This is a genomic window from Pseudomonas sp. CBC3, from assembly GCF_037967085.1.
In the GTDB taxonomy this organism is placed as follows: Bacteria; Pseudomonadota; Gammaproteobacteria; order Pseudomonadales; family Pseudomonadaceae; genus Stutzerimonas.
In genome coordinates this window covers 1,062,446-1,087,737 of the sequence record NZ_JBANEO010000001.1, presented here as the reverse complement: position 1 = coordinate 1,087,737, position 25,292 = coordinate 1,062,446, and the positions used below count along the sequence as shown (strand labels likewise).

Annotated in this window: 21 protein-coding genes; 9 read left to right on the top strand and 12 right to left on the bottom strand. The window is 61.8% G+C overall.

The annotated features are described in order from the left end of the window. Positions 1-6: 6 nt before the first annotated feature. Positions 7-615: a 2OG-Fe(II) oxygenase gene (locus V6943_RS04955; protein WP_131649058.1), complete on the bottom strand. Its 609-nt coding sequence runs from the start codon at positions 613-615 to the stop codon at positions 7-9. 149 nt (positions 616-764) lie between these two features. Between V6943_RS04955 and V6943_RS04950 the strand changes: the two genes are divergently transcribed. Further along, a complete protein-coding gene (locus V6943_RS04950; protein WP_340552775.1) occupies positions 765-1,541 on the top strand; it encodes a DUF2059 domain-containing protein in 777 nt (258 codons plus the stop codon). Here V6943_RS04950 and V6943_RS04945 read toward each other — a convergent pair. Further along, entirely contained in the window at positions 1,522-2,454 is a 933-nt protein-coding gene (locus V6943_RS04945) for an alpha/beta hydrolase (RefSeq protein ID WP_340552774.1), read from the bottom strand. The genes V6943_RS04950 and V6943_RS04945 overlap by 20 nt on opposite strands. An 86-nt stretch (positions 2,455-2,540) precedes the next feature. Between V6943_RS04945 and V6943_RS04940 the strand changes: the two genes are divergently transcribed. Continuing rightward, positions 2,541-3,119 (top strand): DUF6436 domain-containing protein, encoded by a 579-nt coding sequence (locus V6943_RS04940; RefSeq protein ID WP_340552773.1) that lies wholly within the window; start codon positions 2,541-2,543, stop codon positions 3,117-3,119. Positions 3,120-3,209: 90 nt separating this feature from the next. After that, the gene (locus V6943_RS04935) at positions 3,210-4,835 is read left to right on the top strand and encodes a methyl-accepting chemotaxis protein (RefSeq protein ID WP_340552772.1); all 1,626 of its coding nucleotides are present in this window, start codon (positions 3,210-3,212) and stop codon (positions 4,833-4,835) included. A gap of 66 nt (positions 4,836-4,901) precedes the next feature. On the opposite strand, the gene V6943_RS04930 is transcribed toward V6943_RS04935, so the two are convergent. The 8 genes from V6943_RS04930 to V6943_RS04895 all read right to left on the bottom strand — a co-directional run bounded on the left by V6943_RS04930 (position 4,902) and on the right by V6943_RS04895 (position 14,223). Continuing rightward, on the bottom strand, positions 4,902-5,798 hold the full coding sequence (locus V6943_RS04930; RefSeq protein WP_131649063.1) for an ABC transporter permease subunit: 897 nt from the start codon (positions 5,796-5,798) through the stop codon (positions 4,902-4,904). Next, complete coding sequence (locus tag V6943_RS04925; protein WP_177493039.1) at positions 5,795-6,676, bottom strand: ABC transporter permease subunit; 882 nt, start codon at positions 6,674-6,676, stop codon at positions 5,795-5,797. Before V6943_RS04925 ends, V6943_RS04930 begins: the two co-directional genes overlap by 4 nt. A gap of 11 nt (positions 6,677-6,687) precedes the next feature. After that, complete coding sequence (potA, locus tag V6943_RS04920) at positions 6,688-7,839, bottom strand: polyamine ABC transporter ATP-binding protein (protein ID WP_131649065.1); 1,152 nt, start codon at positions 7,837-7,839, stop codon at positions 6,688-6,690. A 107-nt stretch (positions 7,840-7,946) separates the two neighbouring features. Next, on the bottom strand, positions 7,947-9,032 hold the full coding sequence (locus V6943_RS04915; protein WP_131649066.1) for a polyamine ABC transporter substrate-binding protein: 1,086 nt from the start codon (positions 9,030-9,032) through the stop codon (positions 7,947-7,949). A gap of 250 nt (positions 9,033-9,282) precedes the next feature. Further along, positions 9,283-10,380, bottom strand: coding sequence for a polyamine ABC transporter substrate-binding protein (locus V6943_RS04910; RefSeq protein ID WP_131649067.1), 1,098 nt, complete (start codon positions 10,378-10,380; stop codon positions 9,283-9,285). 221 nt (positions 10,381-10,601) lie between these two features. Next, a complete protein-coding gene (locus V6943_RS04905) occupies positions 10,602-11,960 on the bottom strand; it encodes an aspartate aminotransferase family protein (RefSeq protein WP_340552771.1) in 1,359 nt (452 codons plus the stop codon). 113 nt (positions 11,961-12,073) lie between these two features. Next, the gene (locus V6943_RS04900; protein WP_131649069.1) at positions 12,074-13,432 is read right to left on the bottom strand and encodes a glutamine synthetase family protein; all 1,359 of its coding nucleotides are present in this window, start codon (positions 13,430-13,432) and stop codon (positions 12,074-12,076) included. A 44-nt stretch (positions 13,433-13,476) separates the two neighbouring features. Further along, positions 13,477-14,223: a gamma-glutamyl-gamma-aminobutyrate hydrolase family protein gene (locus tag V6943_RS04895; protein WP_131649999.1), complete on the bottom strand. Its 747-nt coding sequence runs from the start codon at positions 14,221-14,223 to the stop codon at positions 13,477-13,479. 252 nt (positions 14,224-14,475) lie between these two features. Between V6943_RS04895 and V6943_RS04890 the strand changes: the two genes are divergently transcribed. The 5 genes from V6943_RS04890 (at position 14,476) to V6943_RS04870 (ending at position 19,596) form a co-directional block, all read left to right on the top strand. After that, complete coding sequence (locus V6943_RS04890) at positions 14,476-15,852, top strand: glutamine synthetase family protein (protein ID WP_131649070.1); 1,377 nt, start codon at positions 14,476-14,478, stop codon at positions 15,850-15,852. A gap of 267 nt (positions 15,853-16,119) precedes the next feature. Next, a complete protein-coding gene (aguB, locus tag V6943_RS04885; RefSeq protein WP_131649071.1) occupies positions 16,120-16,998 on the top strand; it encodes an N-carbamoylputrescine amidase in 879 nt (292 codons plus the stop codon). A gap of 109 nt (positions 16,999-17,107) precedes the next feature. Further along, the gene (aguA, locus tag V6943_RS04880) at positions 17,108-18,223 is read left to right on the top strand and encodes an agmatine deiminase (protein WP_340552770.1); all 1,116 of its coding nucleotides are present in this window, start codon (positions 17,108-17,110) and stop codon (positions 18,221-18,223) included. Between the two features lie 57 nt (positions 18,224-18,280). After that, on the top strand, positions 18,281-18,952 hold the full coding sequence (locus V6943_RS04875; RefSeq protein WP_340552769.1) for a hypothetical protein: 672 nt from the start codon (positions 18,281-18,283) through the stop codon (positions 18,950-18,952). Between the two features lie 263 nt (positions 18,953-19,215). Next, positions 19,216-19,596 (top strand): hypothetical protein, encoded by a 381-nt coding sequence (locus V6943_RS04870; RefSeq protein ID WP_131649074.1) that lies wholly within the window; start codon positions 19,216-19,218, stop codon positions 19,594-19,596. A 45-nt stretch (positions 19,597-19,641) separates the two neighbouring features. Here the strand turns inward: V6943_RS04870 and V6943_RS04865 are convergent, their stop codons facing one another. Together V6943_RS04865 and desA are read right to left on the bottom strand one after the other, a co-directional pair. After that, positions 19,642-20,640 (bottom strand): GGDEF domain-containing protein, encoded by a 999-nt coding sequence (locus tag V6943_RS04865; RefSeq protein ID WP_131649075.1) that lies wholly within the window; start codon positions 20,638-20,640, stop codon positions 19,642-19,644. A gap of 141 nt (positions 20,641-20,781) precedes the next feature. Next, a complete protein-coding gene (desA, locus tag V6943_RS04860; protein WP_131649076.1) occupies positions 20,782-21,972 on the bottom strand; it encodes a delta-9 fatty acid desaturase DesA in 1,191 nt (396 codons plus the stop codon). A gap of 288 nt (positions 21,973-22,260) precedes the next feature. Here desA and V6943_RS04855 point away from each other — a divergent pair, with 288 nt between their 5' ends. Further along, a complete protein-coding gene (locus tag V6943_RS04855; RefSeq protein WP_340552768.1) occupies positions 22,261-25,209 on the top strand; it encodes a PAS domain S-box protein in 2,949 nt (982 codons plus the stop codon). Positions 25,210-25,292 lie beyond the last annotated feature (83 nt).

Sequence of the window (25,292 nt, the reverse complement as noted above, 5' to 3'; positions counted from 1 at the left end):
CGCGCTTCAGAGCGCCAACACGTCCGCCGGGCGACGACGGAACCAGCCGGTCAGCGACAGCCGGTCGGCCTGCGTGACCAGCACTTCATGCGGGAAACTCCCCGATAGAAAAACCACCAGATTGCCGGCCAGTGGTGGGATATCCAGGCTCGAACCATCGGCCAGGTACATGCGCAGCTCACCGCCATCGGCCGCTCGCCAATCCGGATTCAGATAGAGCACGGCGCTGACGCAACGGCTGTCGTCATCGCGGAAGCGGTCCAGATGCGTCTGATAGAAGGCGCCAGGCGGATATAGCGCGAAGTGGCACTCGAACTCTTCCAGGCCGAGAAACAGCTCGCGGTTGAGCGTCTGTCGCAACTCGTCCATCAGCGTCAGGTAGGCATCGCAGACTGCCGCCTGCCCTTCTTCCAGCCAGTGGATATGGTCGCCGCGAATGCCTTCGCGCACCGCCTGATCTTCACCGCGGCCAACCCCGGCCGGTGCCAGCGCACCTTCGGCGTATCGTCTGCGGCACTCATCGGCCAGCTGGCGGGTCACATCACTGGAAAGGAAAGCACTCTGCAACGACCAGCCGCGCGTGGCGAGGTCGTCGATGATGGTAGAGAACGGCAAGGACGTGACTCCAATGGGCTGATGGCGTTTCCCTACGGCCTTCGGCAGGCCGGAGTGAAACAGCGGATGAGTCTAGCAGCAGCGCTTTCGCTGCTCGACAAGCCCGGGTTGCGACGCCGAAAATAAACCGCCGCCACAAAGGAGCTTCCATGCGCGCCCTTATTGCTTGTGTATTGCTTGCCTTCAGTCTGAACGTTTGGGCCGATAGCTACGATGAACTTTACGAGGCGGCGGGCTGGACCGAACAACGCGCCAACTTTTCCGACGCGCTGACAGCCGCGCAGCAACGCTACAAGAACAGTCTGCCGCCGGCGGTTTACCAGGCGCTGGTGACCAACAGCAACCGGCGTTTCGCCGTCGACGCCATCGACCAGCGTGCCAAGCAGGCGCTACGGCAGAATCTGTCCGACCCGCAGCCAGCGCTGGATTTTTTCCAGTCACCGCTGGGCCGCAAGGTTGTTTCGGCGGAAACCCTGGCGGGTCGTCGCGAGCAGCTCACCCGCTATGAGAATGGCCTGCCGCGCATGGAGGCCGGCAGCAATCGGCAGCTGCTGATCCGCCATCTGGCCCAGGCCTTGCCGGCGGCCGAAGCGGGCGCCGAAGTCAGCCTGGCGTTGGCCGGTGTCGCAGCCGACAGCCTCAGCCAGATGATTCCCGGCCTGCTCGGCGGGGGGCAGGCACAGGGCTTGCTGGACAGCCAGCGCGAGCGCTTGCAGCAGCAGGTCGAGAGTGATCTGGACAATACCTTGCTGTACATCTATCGCGACCTCGAGGACGCCGAGCTCGAGCAATTCGTCGAATTCGCTCAGTCGCAAGCGGGCCAGGCTTACTATCAGGCCGCGCTCCAGGCGCTACGTGCCGGCCTGGCGGCTGATACCACCAGCGCCGACGTTCAGGCACAGGCGACTACTTCAACCGTTCACTGAGAAAGTCGAAATATTCGCGGCGCAGTGCTTCGCGCTCATTGACCAGATGATGACGCGCGCCAGGTAGACGCAAAATCTCAGGGGCGGTGAATTTACCTTCCAGAATTGGCAAGTTGTGCTGCCAATCGACGGTCATGTCCGCCTCGCCCTGGACGATGATCGGGCTATGGGGGCTCGGCGACGCACCCTCGATGCGCGGAATCCAGCGCGACAGCGCGCCGACCCAGGCGGTCGGCAAGATAGTCGGCTGCAGCGGATCGCTCGACTGAATGAACTTCAGAAATACCGGATCGCCCGAGTTTTCGCTAAAGCGCCGGGGGATCTGTTTGACGAAGCGGCGCACCACCTCGTAACTGAAGCGGGACCAACCCCAGGCACGCGGTCGCACCAGCGGTGCCAGCAGAATGCCGCGGCCCATGTGCTCCGGCTCGCCGAGCAGATAATCCAGCACGATCGCAGCCCCGGTGCTCTGCCCCAGCAAATGCCAGGGCTGCGGCAGCTCCAGCTCGGCGGCTTCATGCAGCAGGCCCTGCAGCACCGCCTGGTATTCGTTGAACTCGTTGATGCTGGCGCGCGGTCCGCTGGACAGCCCATGCCCCGGCAGGTCGCAGGCCAGTACCGCGAAGCCCATCCGCAGCCCCCAATCCACCACATGCCGGTAGAGTCCCATGTGGTCGTAATAGCCGTGCAGGATCAGCAGTGTCGCCACCGGCTGCTCGGGGCACCAGGCCTGTACGGCCACCTCGTAACCATGAACCGGAAAGCAGCCAAGGCGGCGCTGGACGTTGCGGTGATGAGGCAGATCCAGGCCGTAGTAGGTCTGGTAGAAATGGGCATCGGCGGTCAACTCGGCGCCGTGGCTGATAGGACGCAGCTGCGCGCGCAGCGCGTCGGGATCGATTCGCGAAGACATGTCGGGTTTTCTGGCTCGAATTAACGGCGATATTCAGCTCTGCGGCGCGACGTGGCAAGCTGGCGCCCCCACAGAAGAGCGCCGCCATGTCCGTACGCCACAAATATCTGATCGCAGCACTCATCGCCCTGCTCTGGGGCGGCGCCATGCTGGCGGCCTTCTGGTGGTTCGAAGCGCGCTATCTGCGCACCTTCGAAGGCGAGCGCGCCGAGCTGTTCTCTGGCGATGCGCTGCAGCTGCCAGCCGAGTTGCAGGGCCCCGGCCCGGTGCGCTTCGTGCATTTCTGGGATCCGGGTTGTCCGTGCAACGTCGGTAACCAGCAGCATCTGGAGGAACTGCTGAAGCGCTTTGCCGGCGCCGGAGCCGAGTTCTATGCGGTACAGAAACCGGGCAGCACCGGACGCCTGCCGCAGCAACTGGCGGCGCTGAAACCGCTCGATAATCTCGCGGGTGCCGGCCAGCTGCCTGCCAGCCCGGCGGTGGCCATCTGGGACACCCAAGGCCGGCTTGCCTACATCGGTCCCTACAGCGAAGGCGCCGTATGCAGCTCGGACAACAGCTTCGTCGAACCCATTCTCGAGGCCGTGCTGGCTGGCCGCGAAGTGCGCGCGACGCACTCCCTGGCGGTGGCCTGCTTCTGTGATTGGGAAAGACATAACCGCTGAATGAGTAAGGATAAGCCGTCTATTCGTGGACATTTGCAGGGAACTGGATAAAACTGATGGCCATTGGACATAACAACACGGACCGCTACTATGGCCAACAAATTCCATCTGCAAGCCGACCGCATCATGCTCGGCGTACTCTGGACGATGGCGGTCTATGCCATTGGCCTGTCCTTCTGGAAGGATACGCTCGCCCTCTCCCTGATCGTAGCCGGTGGCACGGCCCTCACCATGAGCGTGCTCCGAACGCTGATCGGCGGCACTCGCGCTTATCGTTGCCTGATCGGCGCCGGTTTCATGGTGCTTTCCGCGCTGCACATCCAGCAGAGTCACGGCATGATCGAAATGCACTTCGGCATTTTCGTTCTGCTGGCGATCCTGGTGTATTACCGCGACTGGCTGCCGATTGTGGTTGCAGCCTTGGCGATTGCCCTGCATCACGTCGGCTTTTTCCTGTTACAGCAGAGCGGCGAAACCATACGTCTGGTTCACGCGGATGCCGGCTGGCCGGTGGTTCTGGTGCATGCAGGTTATGTGGTGGTCGAAAGCATGATTCTGGTGGTGCTGGCCCGTCATGGCGCTCGTGACGCGGCAATCGGCGAGCACCTGCAGCAGACCTCGGCACACCTGCTGCGCGAAGGTCGCCCGATCGACCTCAGTTACCGCAGCGAGGCAACCGATGATTCGGCGCAGCGTTTCAATCAGCTTCTCGGCGAACTTGACGGGCTGGTCAGCCGCGTCGTCGATGCGGGCACTGAGTTGCACGACACCAGCGGCCATCTGGCGCAAACCACCCGCCGCCTGAACCTGGGCGCCGAAGCCTTGCGGGACAGTACCGACCAGATAGGCCATACCGTCGGGCAGCTCAGTGCTGCGGTAACGCAGGTGTCCGAGGAGACCGAACGGGCTGCGCAAAGCGCGCGGAAGGCCGACAGCGACGTTGCGGCCGGCATTACCGCAGTCGGCTCCGCACAGGCCGGGATCGGTGAGCTGGCCACTGAAATCGGCCTCTGCAGCGACGCCGTACACGCTCTGGCGGCGGATACACAGCAAATCAGCCGGGTGCTCGATGTCATCCATGCCGTCGCGGCGCAGACCAATTTACTGGCGCTCAACGCCGCCATCGAAGCCGCCCGGGCCGGCGCCCATGGCTGTGGTTTCGCCGTCGTCGCCGATGAGGTACGCCAGCTTGCCCATCGCACCCAGCAGGCCACGGAAGAAATCCAGAGCATGACCGGCCAGCTGCGGGAGCGTTCGGCCAACGCGGTTCGGGCCATGACCCAAAGCAAGGAAGGCGTCGAGCGCTGTGTCGGCCACACCGAGCAGATTGCCCAGCTGTTGCGAGAGATCGATCGATCCATGGAAGCCGTGCAGGACATCGGCGTTTCAACCCGCGAGCAACTAGCCAGCGCAAACGAACTGAGCCGGCTCGTCGAGCAGATTCGTGGCATTGCCGCGCAATCCACCGGCGATGCGGCCGGAGTGTCGGCGGACAGTCAACGCCTGGAGCGGCTGGCCGCGCATCTGCTCGGCCTTTGCCGGCAATTCGAGGTAAGCGGCACGAATCAGACCGAGCTTCCGGCGGTGCCCATCGCCGTCGAGCATCCCGCCTCGATGCCGAGAAACACCGTGCTACGAGCCGATGACGCTTTTGAACCCGGTGATACTCGCTGGCCGGTCACGGCCGCAATGGGTCAGGCGCCGGCATTGCGCTGAGCGCACCCCACCTGAACCAGCCCGGCGCGCCAGGCTATCGTCCGAGCGCGCCGGATATCCTCTGCGTCAGCTATGCGCCGATGGCGGCGCCGCCACCGTGTTGGTGGCCGCCGGACGCCAGTTTTGTGTACTGGTTTCATCCATGGCCTGACGCATGGAGCGAACGCGGCGCTTCTCGGTACGACGGCTGACGTACCAGGCGATGAAGGTCGCGAACGACACCACCAACAGGATCAGACTGGCTACCGCGTTGATTTCCGGCTTCACGCCCAGACGCACGGCGGAGAAGATTTCCATCGGCAGCGTGGTCGAGCCGGGTCCGGAGACGAAGCTGGCGAGCACCAGGTCGTCCAGCGACAGGGCGAACGAGAGCATGCCGCCAGCCGCCAGCGATGGCGCGATCATCGGCATGGTGATCAGGAAAAACACCTTCCAGGGCCGCGCGCCGAGATCCATCGCCGCTTCCTCGATGGACTGGTCGAGCTCACGCAGACGCGCCATCACCACCACCGCGACATACGCCGAGCAGAACGTGGTGTGCGCAATCCAGATTGTCACGATGCCCCGTTGCGCCGGCCAGCCCACCAGCTGCGCCATGGCGACGAACAGCAGCAATAGCGACAGGCCGGTGATCACTTCAGGCATCACCAGCGGCGCCGTTACCAAGCCGCCGAACAGCGTACGGCCGCGGAACACCGGGATGCGCGTCAGCACGAAGGCCGCCATAGTGCCGAGCGCCACCGCGGCGATGGCGGTGTACAGCGCGATCTCCAGCGAGCGCATCACCGCACCCATCAGCTGGCTGTTGTCCAGCAGACCGACGTACCACTTCACCGACCAGCCGCCCCACACCGTCACCAGGCGCGAGTCGTTGAACGAATAGATGACCAGGATGACCATCGGCAGGTAGATGAACAGCAGTCCGAGCACCAGGATCAGGTTGGAAAAGCTCCAGCGTTTCATAGCTTGCCCTCCAGTTCCTTGGCTTGATTTCTGTTGAACAGAATGATCGGCACCAGCAGGATCGCCAGCATCACCACCGCCAGAGCGGAAGCCACCGGCCAGTCGCGGTTGTTGAAGAATTCCTGCCAGAGCACCTTACCGATCATCAGCGTCTCGGGACCGCCGAGCAGTTCGGGAATAACGAACTCACCCACCACCGGAATGAACACCAGCATGCAGCCGGCAATGATGCCGTTCTTCGACAGCGGCACGGTGATCTTCCAGAAGCTGGTGAGGTTGCGAGCGCCGAGGTCCGAGGCGGCCTCGAGCAGGCTGAGGTCATGCTTCACCAGATTGGCGTAGAGCGGCAGGATCATGAACGGCAGGTAGGAATAAACCACGCCGATATAGACGGCGACATCGGTATTGAGGATGCGCAAGGGTTCGTCGATCAGCCCCAGCCCCATCAGCAGGCCATTGAGGATACCGTTGCTGCTGAGAATGCCCATCCAGGCGTAGACGCGGATCAGGATAGCCGTCCAGGTCGGCATCATGATCAGCAGCAGCAGCACGGTTTGCAGATCCTTGCGCGCCCGAGCAATGGCATAGGCCATGGGATAGCCGATTAGCAGGCACAGCAGGGTGCTGAAAAAAGCGATTTTCAGCGAGCCGGCGTAAGCGGCCCAGTAGAGACTGTCTTCACTGAGGAAGATGTAGTTGCCGAGGTTGATCACTATCTGCAGCTGCTGCTCGGCGTAGGCGAAAACCTCCGTGTAAGGCGGAATTGCAACGTCCGCCTCGGAGAAGCTGATCTTCAGCACAATGGCGAACGGCAACAAGAAAAACAGGAACAGCCACAGGAAGGGTACGCCGATGACCAGTCGGCGGCCGGTATTCAAGCGTGAGCGGCTCATGCCTGTAGCACCACGCCGCTGTCATCCCACCAGTACACGTAAATATCCTCTTCCCAGGACGGCCACTTCACGTGGCGCTCGGAGTTGGCGAGGAACGCCTGAACCAGATGCCCCGACGGCAGCTTGATGTAGTACACCGAGTGCCCGCCGAGATAGGCAATGTCATGCACGATCCCTTTCGCCCAGTTGTAGCCGGGCCGTTGCAGTTCCGGTAGCTCGGTGCCGATCAGCATTTTTTCGGGGCGCAGCGCGTAGGTAATCTGTTTGTCCTGAGCCCGGGTGCTGATGCCGTGACCCACGTAAATCGGGTTTTCGAGCCCGGGGCAGGCAATGACGGCATGGTCCTCGACGTCTTCGATCAGCTCACCGTCGAACAGGTTGACGTTGCCGATGAACTCGCAGACCAGCCGGCTCGCCGGTGTCTCGTAAATATCCATCGGACTGCCGACCTGAGCGATCCAGCCCAGATGCATGATGGCGATGCGCTCGGCCATGGTCATGGCCTCTTCCTGGTCATGGGTCACCATCACGCAGGTCACACCGACGCGCTCGATGATCTGCACCAGTTCCAGCTGCATCCGCGAGCGCAGCTTCTTGTCCAGCGCGCCCATGGGCTCGTCGAGCAGCAGCAGCTTGGGGCGTTTGGCCAGCGAACGCGCCAGCGCCACCCGCTGACGCTGGCCGCCGGACAGCTGGTGCGGCTTGCGCTTGGCATACTGGGTCATCTGCACCAGTGCGAGCATCTCGTTGACGCGCTCCTCGACCTCGGCCTTGGCCAGACCATCCTGCTTGAGGCCGAAGGCGATGTTCTGCGCCACCGTCATGTGCGGAAACAGCGCGTAGGACTGGAACATCATATTGATGGGCCGCTCATAGGGCGGCATATCGGTGATGTCCTGACCGTCGAGGAAGATCCGCCCTTCGGTAGGCCGCTCGAAGCCCGCCAGCATGCGCAGCAAGGTCGATTTTCCCGAGCCCGAACCACCGAGCAGCGCGAAGATTTCGCCCTGGTGAATGCTCAACGAGACATCATCGACCGCCACCGTTTCGTCGAATTTCTTGGTGACGCGGTCGATCTTCAGCAGCACCTGCTTGTTCTGGCTCTCTCCGGTGAGGGCCTTTTTGTAGGCGCTGGAGGCAACGGCCATGCGCGAACTCCCGATTGAAAGAAAAGGGCCCGGACAGCGCCGGGTGGTATCGATTCGAGTGAGCGCGGCAATACCGAGCCGCCGCGCCCGTGGCCATTACCGACCTGTTACTGGCCGGACTTCACCTTGGTCCAGCTACGCGTTTTCAGACGCAGTATCTTCTGTGGCAGTTCGGCGGAGACATACAGCCGGTCCAGCACTTCTTGAGACGGATAGACCGAGGGATCGTTGCGCACTTCCTGATCCATCAACTCGCCCGCGTTCACGTTGGGGTTGGCATAACCCACATAATCGCTGACCTGCGCGATGACCTCCGGTTTCAACAAGTAGTTGATGAATGCGTGGGCTTCGTCGACGTTTTGCGCATCGGCAGGAATAGCCAGCATGTCGAACCAGAGGTTGCCGCCTTCCTTGGGAATCGAATAGGCGATGTCGACGCCCTTGCCCGCCTCGTCGGCGCGGGCCGCGGCCTGGAAGACATCACCGGAGAAGCCGGCGGCGATGCAGATATTGCCATTGGCCAGGTCGGAAATGTACTTGGAGGAGTGGAAATACCGCACGTACGGGCGCACTTCCAGCAGCTTGGCTTCGGCCTTGGCGTAGTCATCCGGATCCTCGCTGTTGGGGTCCAGCCCGAGATAGTTGAGCATCGCCGGAATCATCTCGTCGGCCGAATCGAGGAAGGCAATGCCACAACCGGCCAGTTTCTTGGCGTTTTCCGGCTCGAACAATACGGCCCATGAATCCACCTTCTCGATCCCCAGCGCGGCGGTGACCTTCTCGACGTTGTAGCCAATGCCATTGGTGCCCCAGAGATAAGGCGCCGCGTAGACGTTGCCGGGATCGTTCTTCTGCAATTGCTTGAGCAGGCCCGGGTCGAGGTTTTCCCAGTTCGGCAGTTTGCTCTTGTCCAGTTCGCGGAACGCGCCGGCGCGAATCTGCTTGCCTAGGAAATGGTTGGAAGGCACTACCACGTCATAGCCGGTGCGGCCGGCGAGTAGTTTGCCCTCGAGGGTTTCGTTGGAATCGAAGACATCGTAGACGGGCTTGATGCCGGTCTCCTTCTCGAACGCTTCCAGCGTCGTCTCACCGATGTAATCCGACCAGTTGTAGATGTGGACGGTGGCGGCCTGCGCAGAGGCGGCGCCGCCAACGGCAGCGGCGATGATGAGCGACTTCAGTGTCGAGTGCATGGGATTGTCCTCTTGTTACAGACCGCGCCTGCCACAGCGGGCGAAAGGCGGGCTGTTTATTGGAAAAACCTCTAAAAATCAACTGGCAGAACGCAACTGGCGTGCGTGACTGCCTCAGGATAAGAACAACGCATGAGGCGTGCCGGGCAGAAAACTGCGGTTGTGTGCATGACATCCCCCAATAAAGCACCGGCACAGCACCCAGGCCGCTCGCGCGATCCAGCCTGAGCACCCCAACATCAACGACCCATCAACGGCCGGATTTGATCTTGGTCCAGCTGCGGGTCATGGTCCGCTGGGTCTTCGGGTCCAGGTCGGGGAAGGTGTAGAGCTTCTGCAGCACCGCCTGGCTCGGATAGATGCCCGGATCGGTACGGATCGCCTCATCCACCAATGGAGTCGCCGCTGCGTTGCCGTTGGGGAACTGGACGTAGTCGGTGATCGACGCCATCACCTCCGGCTTCATCAGGTAGTTGAGGAATACATGCGCGCTTTCGACATTCTTCGCATCGGCCGGAATGGCCAGCATGTCGAAGAAGGTACCCGCGCCTTCCTTGGGAATGTTGTAGCTGACCTTGACCTTGTTGCCAGCTTCCTCGGCACGCGCCTTGGCCTGGTAGATGTCACCGGAATAGCCGATGGCGACGCAGACGTTGCCGTTGGCGAGATCGGAAATGTATTTGGAGGAATGGAAATAGGCCACGTTCGGGCGGATCTGCATGAACAGTTCCTCGGCCTTTTTCAACTCATCAGCCTTGCTGCTGTCCGGCGCGTGGCCGAGATAGTGCAGCGCCGCCGGGAGGATTTCGGTCGGCGAATCGAGGAAGGAGACGCCGCAGGCTTTCAGCTTTTCCATGTTCTCGGGCTTGAAGACCAGATCCCAGGAATCCACCGGGGCGTCTTCGCCAAGCACGGCCTTGACCTTCTCGGCGTTATAGCCGATGCCGATGGTGCCCCACATGTACGGGACCGAATAGAGGTTGCCCGGATCGCTAGGCTGCAGGGCCTTGAGCAGGTCCTTGTCGAGGTTGTCCCAGTTCGGCAGCTTGGACTTGTCGAGCTTCTGGAACACGCCAGCCTTGATCTGCTTGGCCAGGAAGGGGTTGGAAGGCACCACTACGTCATAGCCGGAGCTGCCAGCCAGCAGCTTGGCTTCCAGCACCTCGTTGCTGTCGAAAACGTCGTAAACGACCTTGATGCCGGTTTCCTTGGTGAAGTTCTCCAGCGTGTCTTCGGCGATGTAGTCGGACCAGTTGAAAACGTGCAGTACCTTGTCTTCGGCCTGCGCAGCGCCAGCGACGGCACCAGCCAGCGTCATCGCGAGTAGGGTCTTGGCAAAGGGTTTCATCCGTGCAGCTCCTGTTGTTGTCATGTATCGGCTAAGGACAGGTCACGCTGAGGCCACCCTCATTGCACCTGGACAGCTAATGGCTGTGCCGGCATCGACACACCCCTCGGTAAGTCAGGCCTGAGCACGCGCGCAGTCTGGCAAGGTCGAGGGCTGTTTTTCAACAGCCCGAACGTTAGTTCACAGCGCTCAGACAAGACCGTCGCCCGCGCGCCCAAGAGTCAGCCCAACGCGTCTTTGGCGGTTGCGTCCAGGCACTGCCGAACTTTGCCGATCAGCTCGTCGATCTGCTCTTCGTTTATCACCAGCGGCGGCGAAATGATCATGGTGTCGCCTACCGCGCGCATCACCAGACCGTTGCGGAAGCAATGCTCGCGACAGAGCATGCCCACGCCCGGATCGGCGAAACGCTCGCGGGTTTTCTTGTTCTTCACCAGCTCCAGCGCACCGAGCATGCCGACGCCACGCGCCTCGCCGACCAGCGGGTGCTCGACCAGCTCACGCCAGCGAGACTGCAAATAGGGTGCCGTCTTCGCCTGGACCCGTTCGACGATTTTCTCTTCGCGCATGATGCGGATGTTTTCCAGCGCCACGGCGGCGGCCACCGGGTGCCCCGAGTAGGTGAAGCCGTGGTAGAACTCGCCGCCCTCGTTGAGCGTGTGCACCACTTCGTCGCGCACGACTACGCCGCCCATGGGCAGGTAACCGGAGGTTAGGCCCTTGGCGATGGGCATCAGGTCCGGCGCATTGCCGTAATGATCGCTGCCGAACCATTCGCCAGTGCGGCCGAAGCCGCAAATGACTTCATCGGCGATGAGCAGGACGTCGTAGCGGTCGAGGATTTCGCGGATCTTCGGCCAGTAGCTGTCCGGCGGGATGATCACACCGCCAGCGCCCTGGATCGGCTCGGCGATGAAGGCGGCGACCTTGTCTTCGCCCACTTCACGGATTTTGTCCTCAAGCTGCTGCGCGACACGCACACCGAACTCTTCCGGATCGAGATCACCGCCCTCACCGAACCAGTACGGCTGGTCGATGTGTTCGATACCTGGGATCGGACCGTCGCTCTGCTCGTGCATGGCCTTCATGCCACCGAGGCTGGCGCCAGCGATGGTCGAGCCGTGATAGCCGTTCCAGCGCCCGATCACGACCTTCTTCTGCGGCTGCCCCTTGATCGCCCAGTAATGGCGCACCATGCGCAGCACGGTGTCGTTGGCCTCGGAGCCCGAGCCGGTGAAGAACACGTGATTCATGCCCTCGGGAGCGATCTCGGCGATCGCCTTGGCCAAGGCTAAGGCCGGCGGGTGAGCGGTCTGGAAGAACAGGTTGTAGTACGGCAGCTCGCGCATCTGCCGGGTCGCGGCCTCGACCAGTTCCTCACGGCCATAACCCAGGTTGACGCACCAGAGCCCGGCCATGGCATCGAGGATCTTGTGGCCTTCGCTATCCCAGAGATAAACCCCCTCGCCACGGGTAATGATGCGCGTGCCCTTGGCGTTGAGCGCCTTGAAGTCGGTGAACGGCGGCAGATGGTGGTCGCGGCTCAGGGCTTGCCACTGCAGGGTTTGCGAATCGCTCATCGGGCACCTCGTTTCAAATGGTTTTATGGTGCTTGCCGTTGCAAAACACCCCTCACCCCCACCCTCTTCCCACAAGGGGAGAGGGTGCTGCTATGGCGTGGCTTCCAGCTTCTTTAAACCGACAACATCAAAAATTCCCGCTCCCACGAGCTGATCACCCGGTGATAGTTCTCCTGCTCGGCGCGCTTGACCGCGACGTAGCCGGTGATGAATTTCGGGCTCAGGTATTTAACCAGCTCGCGGCAGTTCTCCATGCGTTCCAGCGCGGCTTCCAGGGTCAGCGGCAGGCGCAGGTTGCGGCGCTCGTAGCCGCGGCCCTTGACTGGCGGACTCGGGTTCAGCCCTTCGACCATGCCGATGTAGCCGCACAACAGGCTGGCGGCAATGGCCAGATACGGATTGGCATCGGCTCCCGGCAGACGATTCTCGACGCGGCGGTTCTGCGGGTCGGAATCCGGCACACGCAGGCCTACTGTGCGGTTTTCCTCGCCCCATTCGACGTTCACCGGCGCCGAGGTATCGGGCAGGAACCGGCGGAACGAATTGACGTTGGGCGCGAACATCGGCAGCAGCTCGGGAATGTATTTCTGTAGGCCGCCGACGTGGTGCAGGAACAGCTGGCTCATGGAGCCATCGGCGTTGGAAAACACGTTACGCCCGGTTTCGATGTCCACCACACTCTGATGCAGGTGCATGGCGCTGCCCGGCTCGCCGGTCATCGGCTTGGCCATGAAGGTGGCAGCGACGTTGTGCTTGAGCGCCGCCTCGCGCATGGTGCGCTTGAACACCAGTATCTGGTCGGCCAGGTGCAGCGCCTCGCCGTGACGGAAGTTGATTTCCATCTGCGCGGTGCCTTCCTCGTGGATCAGCGTGTCCAGGTCCAGCCCCTGGGCCTCGCACCAGTCGTACATATCTTCGAACAGCGGATCGAATTCGTTGGCCGCGTCGATGGAGAACGATTGGCGGCCGGTCTCCTGACGCCCAGAACGGCCGATGGGTGGCTGGAACGGAAGGTCCGGGTCTTCGCAACGCTTGGTCAGGTAGAACTCCATCTCCGGCGCAACGATGGGCTGCCAGCCACGATCGGCGTACATCTTTAGCACGCGCTTGAGAATGTTGCGCGGCGAGATCTCGATGGGGTTGCCCATCTTGTCGTACGTATCATGGATCACCTGCGCGGTCGGCTCGATAGCCCAGGGCACCAGGAACACCGCGTCGGGATCGGGGCGGCAGAACATGTCGATGTCCGCCGGATCGAGCAGCTCGTAGTAAATGTCGTCTTCGACGTAGTCGCCAGTGACGGTCTGCAACAGCACGCTTTCGGGCAGGCGCATGCCGCGCTCGTCGAGGAACTTGTTGGTCGGTGAAATCTTGCCGCGGGCGATGCCGGTCAGGTCGCTGATCAGGCATTCCACTTCTGTAATCTTGCGTTCTTTGAGCCAGCCGGTGAGCTGGTCGAGCGTGCTAGTCATGATGACCTCAGAGTTGATGAAACGAGCGCCGGACCGGCCTGCGCTCAGCGCCGTCCCGCGCGTTCCTGGCAAGCGCGGGCAAAGCCCTGGAACAACGCCAGGTAATAAGGGTGCTCATGCACCTTCCATTCAGGATGCCATTGGACACCGAGCGCGAAGGTCTGCGCCGCCTCGACGGAAAACGCCTCGATCAGCCCATCCGGCGCCAATGCCTCGATGCGCAGCCCCTCGCCAAGGCGCTCGACACCCTGGCCGTGCACCGAATTGACTTCCAGATGCAGCGGCAACCCGAGACGCTCCAGCAAGCCACCGGGTTGCACGTGCAGTGGATGACTGAGCCCGTACTGGATGTCGATCGGGTCTTCGGCGCGCTCGCGATGATCGGCATAGGGGCCGGCCTCGTGCACCTTCTGATGCAGACTGCCGCCGAACGCCACGTTCATTTCCTGAAAACCGCGACAGACGCCGAACACCGGAATGCCGGCATCTACCGCAGCGCGGATCAGGGGCAGGGTCAGCTGGTCACGGGGAGGATCGTGTGGCGTGCCTTCGGCACTGGCCGACCCGCCATAATGATGAGGCTCGACATTCGATGGCGAGCCGGTGAAGAGCAGGCCGTCTACGCTATCGAGTAGAGCTGTCGGATCGATGAGGTCACCCAGCGCCGGGATGACCAGAGGCAAGCCGGCGACCGCTGCGGCACGCAGGTATTTGTCACCGGCAATATGGAAGCTGTGGTGGCCGATCTGCCTGGTACAGGCGGAAACGCCGATCAATGGCACGCGAGGCATGTGATACTCGTCTTTCAGAAGGGTGCTCATCGGAGAGTAGTCTTGTTCATTTTTATAGACAATAGCCGACCCGGCGTCCTTCCGAAAGCAAACGCAGCGCCGTGAAAATTTTTCCGGCAGTGCCCCAAAATCGCCCTTAAAGGGCATTCATGGGGCGTTTTGAGGCGCTATTGACAGCGACTTGGCTTTCCGATTGACTCCAAGACATGTTGTTTGATGATTGAAATTTTTAACAATTAAGGTGTTTTCATCATGCTTCCGCCGCCGCGTGCCGTTCAGCTCAATGAAGCGAACGCGTTTCTGAAAGAACACCCGGAGGTCCAGTACGTCGACCTGCTAATCGCAGACATGAACGGTGTCGTGCGAGGCAAGCGCATCGAACGCGCCAGCCTGCATAAGGTGTATGAAAAAGGCATCAACCTCCCCGCCTCGCTATTCGCGCTCGACATCAATGGCATCACCGTGGAAAGCACCGGGCTCGGGATGGACATCGGCGACTCGGACCGGACCTGCTTCCCCATTCCCAACACCCTGAGCAACGAGCCCTGGCAGAAGCGCCCCACCGCGCAGCTGCTGATGACCATGCACGAGCGCGACGGCTCGCCTTTTTTCGCCGACCCACGCGAAGTGCTGCGCCAGGTCGTCAGCAAGTTCGACGAGCTGGGCCTGACCATTTGTGCGGCCTTCGAGCTGGAGTTCTATCTGATCGATCAGGAGAACGTGAATGGCCGTCCGCAGCCGCCGCGCTCGCCGATTTCCGGCAAGCGCCCGCAGTCGACCCAGGTCTACCTGATCGACGATCTGGACGAATACGTCGACTGCCTGCAGGACATTCTCGAGGGTGCGAAGGAACAGGGCATTCCTGCCGACGCTATCGTTAAGGAAAGCGCTCCGGCGCAGTTCGAAGTCAACCTCCATCACGTCGCCGACCCGATCAAGGCCTGCGATTACGCCGTGCTGCTCAAGCGGCTGATCAAGAACATCGCCTATGACCATGAGATGGACACCACCTTCATGGCTAAGCCCTACCCGGGCCAGGCTGGGAACGGACTGCACGTGCACATCTCGTTGCTCGACAAGAATGGCAACAATATCTTCGCCACCGACAATCCGCTGGAGAGCGAAACCCTGCGTCATGCCATCGGCGGTATCCAGCAGACCATGGCGGCGTCGATGGCCTTCCTCTGCCCCAACGTCAACTCCTACCGCCGCTTTGGCGCTCAGTTCTACGTACCGAATGCGCCGTGCTGGGGCCTGGACAACCGCACCGTAGCGCTACGCGTGCCGACCGACAGCGCGGATTCAGTACGCATCGAGCATCGCGTCGCCGGGGCGGATGCCAACCCTTACCTACTGTTGGCCAGCGTTCTCGCCGGCGTTCATCACGGCCTGACCAACAAGATCGCACCCGACCAGCCGATCGAAGGCAACTCCTACGAGCAGGTCGAACCGAGCCTGCCCTCCAACCTGCGCGACGCCCTGCGCGAGCTGGATGACAACGAAATCATGGCCCGCTACATCAGCCCGGAGTACATCGACATCTTCGTGGCCTGCAAAGAAAGCGAACTGGCCGAATTCGAGCATTCGATCTCCGATCTCGAATACAACTGGTACCTGCATACGGTCTAAAAGCTGGAAGCCGATCAAAGCGCTGGCGGGCAGAGAAGTAATCGTAGGGTGGGCCGGGCGGCGCTCCGCTTCAGCCCACCAAGTCGGCCCCACCGAGGTGTCGGCGGTGGGCTGAAGCCCACCCTACGGCGGTCCGGCCCACCTACAGCCTCACTGAAGCGTTAGCGCCACGGTTTTCGTTCTGCCTCCAGCGCCTTTATCGTCTTTTCCAAACTTCACGCCTAAAATCCACTCCATTTCTAAACGCCCCAATTCCGCGAGGCCGCCATGTCCCGTACCGTTACCGTTGCCGCCACCCAAATGGCCTGTTCCTGGGATCGCCAGGCGAACATCACCAACGCCGAGAAGCTGGTTCGTGAAGCCGCCGCCAAGGGCGCGCAGGTGATCCTGATCCAGGAGCTGTTCGAAACCCCTTACTTCTGCCAGAAACCCAATCCCGAATATCTGCAGCTGGCTACCAGCGTGGAAGAAAACCCGGCGATCCAGCATTTCCAGAAGATCGCCGCCGAGCTGCAGGTGGTGCTGCCGATCAGCTTTTTCGAAGTCGCCGGCCGCGCACGCTTCAACTCCATCGCCATCATCGACGCCGATGGCAAGGTGCTGGGCGTCTACCGCAAGAGCCACATCCCCGACGGTCCTGGCTATCACGAGAAGTACTACTTCAACCCCGGCGACACTGGTTTCAAGGTCTGGAACACCCGCTACGCCAAGATCGGCGTGGCCATTTGCTGGGATCAGTGGTTCCCCGAAACCGCGCGCAGCATGGCACTGATGGGCGCCGAGCTGCTGTTCTACCCCACCGCCATCGGCAGCGAGCCGCATGACCCGAACATCACCTCGCGCGACCATTGGCAGCGCGTCCAGCAGGGCCACGCCGGCGCCAACCTGATGCCGCTGATCGCCAGCAACCGCGTCGGCACCGAAGAGCAGGACGGCTACGACATCACCTTCTACGGCTCCTCGTTCATTGCCGACCAGTTCGGTGCCAAGGTCGAGGAAATGGACAAGACCACCGAAGGCGTGCTGGTGCACGAGTTCGACCTGGACCAGCTGGAGCACATCCGCAGCGCCTGGGGCGTATTCCGCGACCGTCGGCCAAACCTATACAGCCCGATCAAGACCCTGGACGGCTCGCTGGAGTCCTGACCGAACAATTGACCCATCGTAGGAACGAGTTTGCTCGCGAACGCGCCTGCAAGGCCGCATTCGCAAGCAGGCCCGCTCCTACAGGCCGCGCTCTCTACGGAAAAGATCGATGACAACCCTGACCACCACGCCTCGCGCCGACGACTTCCATATGCCCGCCGAATGGGCGCCGCACAACCAGACCTGGATGGTCTGGCCGCAGCGTCCGGATAACTGGCGCGACCAGGGCACGCCGGCGCAGGCGGCTTTCACCGCTGTGGCAAAGGCCATAGCACGCTTCGAGCCGGTCACCGTCTGCGCCACCGCCGAGCAATACATGGCCGCACGAGAGCAACTCGATGACCCGCGCATTCGGCTGGTGGAAATCAGCAGCGATGACGCCTGGGTCCGCGATACGGGGCCGACCTTTTTGGTCAACGGCAAGGGCGGACTGCGTGGCGTCGACTGGACGTTCAACGCCTGGGGCGGCCTCGAGGGCGGGCTGTACGACAACTGGCAGCGCGACGACGAAGTGGCGCGTAAGATTCTCGAAATCGAGCGCTGCGACCGCTACCGCACCGAGGGTTTCGTACTGGAAGGCGGTTCGATTCACGTCGACGGCGAAGGTACCCTGATCACCACCGAGGAGTGCCTGCTCAACCGCAATCGCAACCCGCACCTGTCCCGTGAGCAAATCGAAGCGGTCCTGGCCGATTACCTGGCGATCGACAAGGTCATCTGGCTGCCGCACGGGTTGTACAACGACGAAACCGACGGTCACGTGGACAATTTCTGCTGCTTCGTTCGCCCAGGTGAAGTACTGCTGGCCTGGACCGATGATCGCGACGACCCCAACTACGAGCGCTGCCAGGCAGCCATGCGCGTGCTGGAGCAGGCTCATGATGCCTGGGACCGCAAGCTCGTGGTGCACAAGATGCCGATCCCTGGCCCGCTGCATGCCACCGAGCAGGAATGCGCCGGTGTGGTGCCGCTGATCGGCAGTCAGCCGCGCGATCCGTCGATTCGCCTGGCTGGCAGCTACGTCAACTTCCTGATCGTCAATGGCGGCATCATCGCCCCGTCTTTCGACGACCCGATGGACGCCGAAGCAGAAGCCATCCTCAGCCGGATCTTCCCCAATCATCAGGTGGTGATGGTGCCGGGCCGCGAGATCCTGCTCGGCGGCGGCAACATCCACTGCATTACCCAGCAGCAACCGGCGGCATCGAGCCAAACGCCGGTGTAACGCACCCGAGCTGTCCGTGCCGCCGACACGGGCAGCGCCTGAAGGAGCTTGCAGGCCGTGCAATACAAAGCCTTTCTGCTGTGCCTGCTGCTAGCGCCAACTGTGCAGGCTATCGAAGCCTATTCCTGCCGCAATGGCTTCTTTCCGGCGTTCGCCGGTCAGGTACAACCTGCAGAGGTGGTTGCCGGTACTGACTCACGAGTGCATTTCAGGGATGACGCCCTTGGCTGCCCCGCAGATGAATCCTGCATACGCAAGGCCTATCTCGTGGACGGCGACAAACTCTTGGTCGGCAAACATTCCGATGGCTGGGCCTGCGTATGGTACTTCGGCGAAAAACGCGTAGGCTGGCTGCCAGCACGTAATCTTGAAATCGACACTGCTTCGACGCCTCCCGCAGCGCAGGACTGGATCGGCCGCTGGCTGCCCACCGCCGGCGGCAACAGCATTGTCATTTCTCGAGCCTCGGCCAGCGGGTCGCTTGCGCTCGTAGGCGAGGCGATCTGGCAGGGCGGCGTGAATAGTTATGGCGAGCCGGTTGTCCACGTCGGCGCCTTCGAAGGTCAAGCACAACCCTCCGGTGATCTGCTGAGAATCGCCGAGGGTGCGGAAGAATATGCCTGCCGCGTCACCCTGCAGTACGTCGCAGCGAACCTCGTAGTGACCGACAACAGCCGCTGCGGCGGCCTCAACGTTCGCTTCGATGACGTCTACCGCAAAGCGCCCTGACGCGCTTTTCGCCGTCTGCCATCGCTAGCTTGAAAGCCAAACGATCTGGTCTAGAGTTGAGGTCTTCTTGGCATGTGGCGCAAGTCATGTTGGGCATCACCAACGACCAGACCATACGGGCCGCGATCGCTCTGCACGAAGTCCAATGAACACGGAGTGCCGCTCAGCCGGACAAATGATGTGATGGGCAACCCAACGCCCCCGAGGTCAACCCTGGCCGAACCGCAGATTTTCGAGCAGCAAAACAACAATCAGGAACGAGCATGTCCTTACCAACCGAGTTGCGATACCTGTCCCTCATCAGCGCCGCCATGCTGATCAGTCTTCCGAGCCTGGCTCAGCAGCCGACTAATCCAATGATGGCGAACATGAACGCACAGCTGGCGAAACTGGGCGGCACGATGCAGGTCACGGCAGAGGTCTGTGGCGGCTATACGGACGAACAACTGGTCGAGCATAAACAGCAGCAGAAAGATCACCTGGCGCGCAACGGCATGGATGCCGCCAGCTTCGACAGGGACTTCGATGCCGGTGTCAAACAGGGCAAAGCGAAATGGGGCAGCATCCCGGCATCCGAACGGCAGGCCAAGTGTGACGAATTCAAACAGCAGATGGAGGAACTGGCGCAGCAATTCACCCGTTGATGGCTGATAGGTGACCGGTCCGATGGCGGCGACCGCGCCATCGACTCAGGCCATGATCACCTGGTTCTTGCCCAGACGTTTGGCGGTGTACATGGCCGCATCGGCACGAGCGAACAGCGCACCGAGATCTGGATCGCCGGCTCTGAGGCAGGTCACGCCGAGGCTGATGGTGACTCCGAAGCGCTGGCCGTCGGTGGTAGTGAACACCAGCCGCTGCACCTCCCGCTGCAGACGCTCGGCGATCTGCTCGGCGAGGTCCGGCTTGCAGCCCGGCAGCAGTAAGGCGAACTCTTCGCCGCCAATGCGACCGAATAGATCACCGCGCCGCAGCACGGACGTGCCGCACTCGGCGACGCGCTGCAGCACCTGATCGCCCATCTGATGGCCATGGGTATCGTTGATCCGCTTGAAGTCGTCGATGTCCAACAGCTGAAACGCCAGCGGGGTGGCGTATTGCCGGGCCAGGTCGAACTCACGCTTGGCGCACTCGAAGAAGTAGCGGCGGTTGCTGCTCTGGGTCAGGACGTCGACGGTGGCCAGGCGCTGCAGTTCGCCTTCGAGCTGCTTCTTATCGGTGATGTCTTCGGCGATCCCAACGATGATAGGCCCATGCGCGCTGTCGACGTTACGCGCGATGAAGCATTTGTCGCTCAGCCAGCGCAACTGACCGTCACCACGAATGATGCGGTACTCGCGCTCTTCGATGGCGCCCTTTTCGAGCACGTCGGTCAGGCTCTGCTGTGCATATTCCAGATCGTCCGGGTAGACGCTGTTGCGCCACTCGCCGAAGTCTGCCAGCAACAGCGCAGCCGAGCGCCCGAAGATCTGCTCGTAGGCCGGGCTGACATAGACCATCCGCTGGGCCTGCGAGTCGTACGCCCAGAGCACCGCATTGACTGCGCTCATCAACGTACTGAATAGCTGTTCGCGCTCGCTCAAGCGCTCGACTTCGGCCCGGGCATGCATCAACGCCAAAAGCGTCTGCCCTTCGGTCGGGGGAAGGATGCCAACCCCTTTTTCACTTCGCTGCTTCACCAGAGTCATACCTGCGTTCCCAAACGAGCGCCAGGTACCGGCGGGGGCCCGCTGAGCAGCTGTCGCTAAAGCACCAGAATGCTGTTGAGAGAACGCCGGTAGAGCAAAGTTCCAGTTGGCGCAATTACCGCTAATTGCGCCGATCAATGGTCATCCGTGGGCGACCGCAGGCCTGAGCGAATAGGTTCGCAGATGCTCGGCGAACTCACGCAGCGACTGGATGCCGCTGGCTTCGGCGTCCTGCACCCACTGCTTGATCGCAGCGAGCATTTCGTGACCATTGGCGCTGGTGCGGGTCCAGATCTGTTGCAGCGCCAGGCGCTGTTCGTAGATCACCCGCAGCGACTGGCTCTGCTCGAGGATCACCTCGATGCGCGCCTGTTGCTCATGCTGCAGCAGGCTCGGTTCGCGGGATAGCAGCCGCTTGGCACGGCGGAACTGATGGCGCACCGATGCATCGGCGCGTTGCAGTTCAAGGCGCACCAGCGGTTTGATCACCAGCTTTCGATACTGCGCCATGATCTGGAAACGGTTGTTGAGAATCGCCATGGCGCTGTCCATGTCCAGCTGATGCTTGGGCGTGACGCGGTGTGCGATGGGCGCGGTGCGGTTGACCTTCGCCAACCCGAACAGGCTGAATAGCTTGATCCAGGCCCAGCCCATGTCGAACTCCCACCTGCGCACCGACAGCTTGGCCGAGTTCGGGTAGGTATGGTGATTGTTATGCAGTTCCTCGCCCCCGATGAGGATGCCCCAGGGCACGAGGTTGGTCGCCGCGTCGCGGCATTCAAAGTTGCGATAGCCCACGGCATGCCCTAGCCCGTTGACCACCCCGGCGGCCCAGAGCGGAATCCAGATCATCTGCACCGCCCAGACGGTCAGACCGATAACACCGAACAGCGCCAGATCGACGGCGAGCATCAGCACGATGCCCAGGTTGGGGAAGCGTGAATAAAGGTTGCGCTCGATCCAGTCGTCCGGGCAATTCTTGCCGTAGATGCGCAGGGTTTCCTCGTTCTTCGCCTCTTCCATATACAGCTCGGCACCGCGCCGCAGCACCGTGCCCAGGCCCTTCTGTACCGGGCTGTGGGGATCGTCGGGGGTTTCGCATTTGGCGTGGTGCTTGCGGTGAATGGCGGTCCACTCGCGAGTATTCATCGCCGTGGTCAGCCACAGCCAGAAACGGAAAAAGTGCTTGAGGCCTGCGTTCAGCTCGAGCGAGCGGTGTGCCGAATAACGGTGCAGGTAGACCGTGACGGCAACGATAGTCACGTGAGTCAGAAGCAACGCGGCCGCAACCACCTGCCAAGCCGAGAGGTCGAGAAAACCGGTGTACCACATAGTGTTGAAGCCTCGCGGTGTAAAAGTTCAGATCCGCAGCTGCGAATCTGTTTGCATTATCTACTCTGCCTAACTGGATAAGCGTCCGCCTGTCGTCCGACGTTTATTTTTCGTTTCGGCATCTGACAGAAAAAGCCCACGCGGCCGATACTCCGGACGATCCCATCTACCAGGCAACAGATGTAGCATAAGGCCACTATTGTTTCGCCACCCTACCTGGCACTGCTTGCAGTGCAGGACAGGTAGCGCGTCGCAGCACGCCCACGCAGTACGGTGCTCAGAATCGTCATGAAAACCATCCCCCACCCCACCGACCCGCGTTGGATATTCGGCCTCGGCAGCCTGCTTCTCGCGTTGCTGTTCGGTGGCCTTGCCATCAATGATCATCAGGCGCGCGATGCCGTCTGGACGCTGCAGACGGCTCAGCAGGGCGAACTCCAGGCGCTGGCGTTGCGCAGCGCTCAGCAGGGACTGGAAGAGCAGGCCCGGTTGATCGCCAGTGCCTTGAGCGCCAGTCCGGAGACGCTTCGGCTGGTTCGCCAGGCTGACCGTGCCGTGAAGGCCGGGGCTCAGTGGGACGGCCCTCGACTGGCCCGGATCCGCGAGCAGCTGCTCAGCTCGCTCACCCCGACCTGGACGGCCATGCAAACCCACGGCGCGCTCCAGCTACAACTGTATCTGGGCAAAACAGGCATGGCGCTGCTGCGCATGCAGGATCCCGACGCGTTCGGTGATGCGGTCGCCGACCGCCGCCCTATGCTCTACCAGGCGTTGACCCACCACCGGATCGTTTCCGGGTTGGATATCGGGCGGCGTAGCGCGGGCAACCGGGCCATCGTGCCGATCCGCGCCAGCAGCAGCCCTGAAAGCGAAGTGATCGGTGCCTTGGAGGTGGGATTCGGCATCCTTCCTAACCTGACCGAACTGGGTCACCAGCTGAACGCCGGCCTGGGCCTGCTGGTGAACCGTGACGAGCTCAAGAATGTGTTCTGGACGCCTCCAGTCGGGATTCAGCTGCAAGGCCTTCCCGGCTGGCTGCTCGACACCCATTCGGCGCCGCAGATCCTGCAGTGGGCGCAACAGCGTTCGCTGCCGGTGCCAGGGTCCGGACAAGCGCTGCGCCTGCTGGAGTCCGGCGGTCGCAGTTTCGTGCTCAATCAGGTGCCGCTGCACGACGTCCGGGCGGAACACAATCCAGGGCGTCTGCCTTTCGCCGTTGCGCTGGTCTGGCGAGACATCACCCTGGCGCTGCGGGAGCAGCAGCAGGCCGAACGCCGCATTCTGATCAAATGGGGACTGGCCTGGCTGACGACCGAAGTGCTGCTGTTGATACTGGCCTTCATGCTCCACCGCCGCGGCATCGTTCAGCGCATCCATCGGATTCGCTCGACGCAGCAAGAGCGCAACCGCAAGCGCCTGCTCGAGCGCGGCCAGAAAATTGCCAGCCTGCTGCCCGGCATGGTCTACCAACTGAAGCGCTCGCCGGAAGGCGCCTACAGCATGCTCTATGCCAGCGAGGGGTCGCGCGAGCTCTACGGAATAGAACCCGAGCAGCTGATCGAAGACGCGCGCCATGCCTTCGCCGTGGTGTATGACCCTGATCGTCCCGCATTGCGCGCCGCGATAGAACGCTCGGCGGCCAACCTGGGCGGCGGCTCCACGCGCTACCGGATCAACCACCGCGAAAAAGGGCTGATCTGGGTCGAAGTCAGGGCGACCGCCGAGCGCCTGCGTGACGGTTCGGTGCTCTGGCATGGCTTCATCGCCGATATCACGCCCGTCATGAATACCGCGATCGCGCTCAGTGAAAGCGAGAGCCGCTTCCGCAGCATGGTCAGCAATCTGCCGGGTGTGGTCTACCGGCGTGACGGCGACGCTAATCGTACGATTCGTTATCTCAGCGACGGTATAGAGCGGCTGACGGGTTACCCGGCCAGCGATTTCCTTGCCCCCGGCACACGCCGGTTCAGCAGCCTGATCCACCCCGAAGATCGTGCCGGCCTGCAGGGCAGCGAAGCGGATCATTTCGAACGCACCTACCGGCTGATCAATGCGCGCGGCGAAACGCTCTGGGTGCAGGAAAACAGCCGCGCGCTGCGCGACGCCGACGGGCGCCTGCTGTGGTACGACGGCTTTATCTCGGATGTCAGTGCCCGTGCCCTTGCCGAGCGCGAGGCCAACGAGCGTGAACGCTACGTGCGTCTGCTGATCGCCAATGTCGTCGACGCGATCATCATCATCAACCAGCGCGGCCTGATCGAAACCTTCAACCACGCCGCCGAACGCACCTTCGGCTATAGCGAAGAGCAAGTGCTCGGGCGCAACCTGTCGATGCTGATGCCCGAGCCGCACCGCGCCGCTCACGATGGCTATCTCGAGGACTACGAGCGCCGCGGCGAAGGCCGCAGCCTGGAGCAGAACCGCGAATTGCAGGGGGTACGCCGCAATGGCGAGCGGTTCACCATCGAATTGCGTGTCTCGGAAATCAGCCATCGAGGCGAACGCAAGTTCATCGGCCTGGTGCGCGATATCACCGAGCGCAAGCGTATCGAGCAGATGAAGAGCGAGTTCGTCTCCATCGTCAGCCACGAGCTGCGCACGCCACTGACGTCGATTTCCGGCGCCCTGGGGCTGATTAACGGCGGTGCCGTCGGCGAGGTCCCGCCAGCGATCGGGCAGTTGCTCGGCATCGCGCAACAGAACAGCCAACGCCTCGGCCTGCTGATCGATGACTTGCTGGACATGGAGAAGTTGATCGCCGGCCAGATGAATTTCCAGCTGCAGACCCAGCCTCTGGCGCCGTTGCTCGAAGATTCGCTTCGCTCGAATCAGGGCTACGCTGAACAACACCGGGTGCGTCTGGAATTGGGCGAGCAGGTGGATGTGCGGGTGTCGGTGGATGAGCATCGCCTGCAGCAGGTGCTGGCGAACTTGCTCTCCAACGCAGCGAAATTCTCGCCGACTGGCGAAGTCGTAGTCTTGAGTAGCAGCCGTCGGGGCGATCAGGTCCGCGTGAGCGTCCGTGACGTTGGCCCAGGTATTCCGCAGACGTTTCGGCAGCGGATTTTCCAGAAGTTTTCCCAAGCCGATTCCTCCGACACCCGCCAGAAAGGCGGTACCGGCCTTGGCCTGGCGATCAGCAAGGAGCTGATCGAGCACATGCACGGACGCATCGGTTTCGATTCCGAACTGGGCCAGGGTGCCTGCTTCTGGTTCGAACTGCCTGTTCAGGATTAGTCTGCTGACGTTTCGTTCGCGACCGTGACGAAACGTCAGCAGATGCTGGTGATGACAGGCTATTTTTTCATTGTGCCGCGTCA

Excerpts from the sequence above, each read along its gene's own strand:
- V6943_RS04950 (WP_340552775.1), top strand. The coding sequence starts at position 765 with ATGCGCGCCCTTATTGCTTGTGTATTGCTTGCCTTCAGTCTGAACGTT.
- V6943_RS04945 (WP_340552774.1), bottom strand. The coding sequence starts at position 2,454 with ATGTCTTCGCGAATCGATCCCGACGCGCTGCGCGCGCAGCTGCGTCCT.
- V6943_RS04940 (WP_340552773.1), top strand. The coding sequence starts at position 2,541 with ATGTCCGTACGCCACAAATATCTGATCGCAGCACTCATCGCCCTGCTC.
- V6943_RS04935 (WP_340552772.1), top strand. The coding sequence starts at position 3,210 with ATGGCCAACAAATTCCATCTGCAAGCCGACCGCATCATGCTCGGCGTA.
- V6943_RS04930 (WP_131649063.1), bottom strand. The coding sequence starts at position 5,798 with ATGAAACGCTGGAGCTTTTCCAACCTGATCCTGGTGCTCGGACTGCTG.
- potA (WP_131649065.1), bottom strand. The coding sequence starts at position 7,839 with ATGGCCGTTGCCTCCAGCGCCTACAAAAAGGCCCTCACCGGAGAGAGC.
- V6943_RS04915 (WP_131649066.1), bottom strand. The coding sequence starts at position 9,032 with ATGCACTCGACACTGAAGTCGCTCATCATCGCCGCTGCCGTTGGCGGC.
- V6943_RS04910 (WP_131649067.1), bottom strand. The coding sequence starts at position 10,380 with ATGAAACCCTTTGCCAAGACCCTACTCGCGATGACGCTGGCTGGTGCC.
- V6943_RS04905 (WP_340552771.1), bottom strand. The coding sequence starts at position 11,960 with ATGAGCGATTCGCAAACCCTGCAGTGGCAAGCCCTGAGCCGCGACCAC.
- V6943_RS04900 (WP_131649069.1), bottom strand. The coding sequence starts at position 13,432 with ATGACTAGCACGCTCGACCAGCTCACCGGCTGGCTCAAAGAACGCAAG.
- V6943_RS04895 (WP_131649999.1), bottom strand. The coding sequence starts at position 14,223 with ATGCCTCGCGTGCCATTGATCGGCGTTTCCGCCTGTACCAGGCAGATC.
- V6943_RS04890 (WP_131649070.1), top strand. The coding sequence starts at position 14,476 with ATGCTTCCGCCGCCGCGTGCCGTTCAGCTCAATGAAGCGAACGCGTTT.
- aguB (WP_131649071.1), top strand. The coding sequence starts at position 16,120 with ATGTCCCGTACCGTTACCGTTGCCGCCACCCAAATGGCCTGTTCCTGG.
- aguA (WP_340552770.1), top strand. The coding sequence starts at position 17,108 with ATGACAACCCTGACCACCACGCCTCGCGCCGACGACTTCCATATGCCC.
- V6943_RS04870 (WP_131649074.1), top strand. The coding sequence starts at position 19,216 with ATGTCCTTACCAACCGAGTTGCGATACCTGTCCCTCATCAGCGCCGCC.
- V6943_RS04865 (WP_131649075.1), bottom strand. The coding sequence starts at position 20,640 with ATGACTCTGGTGAAGCAGCGAAGTGAAAAAGGGGTTGGCATCCTTCCC.
- desA (WP_131649076.1), bottom strand. The coding sequence starts at position 21,972 with ATGTGGTACACCGGTTTTCTCGACCTCTCGGCTTGGCAGGTGGTTGCG.
- V6943_RS04855 (WP_340552768.1), top strand. The coding sequence starts at position 22,261 with ATGAAAACCATCCCCCACCCCACCGACCCGCGTTGGATATTCGGCCTC.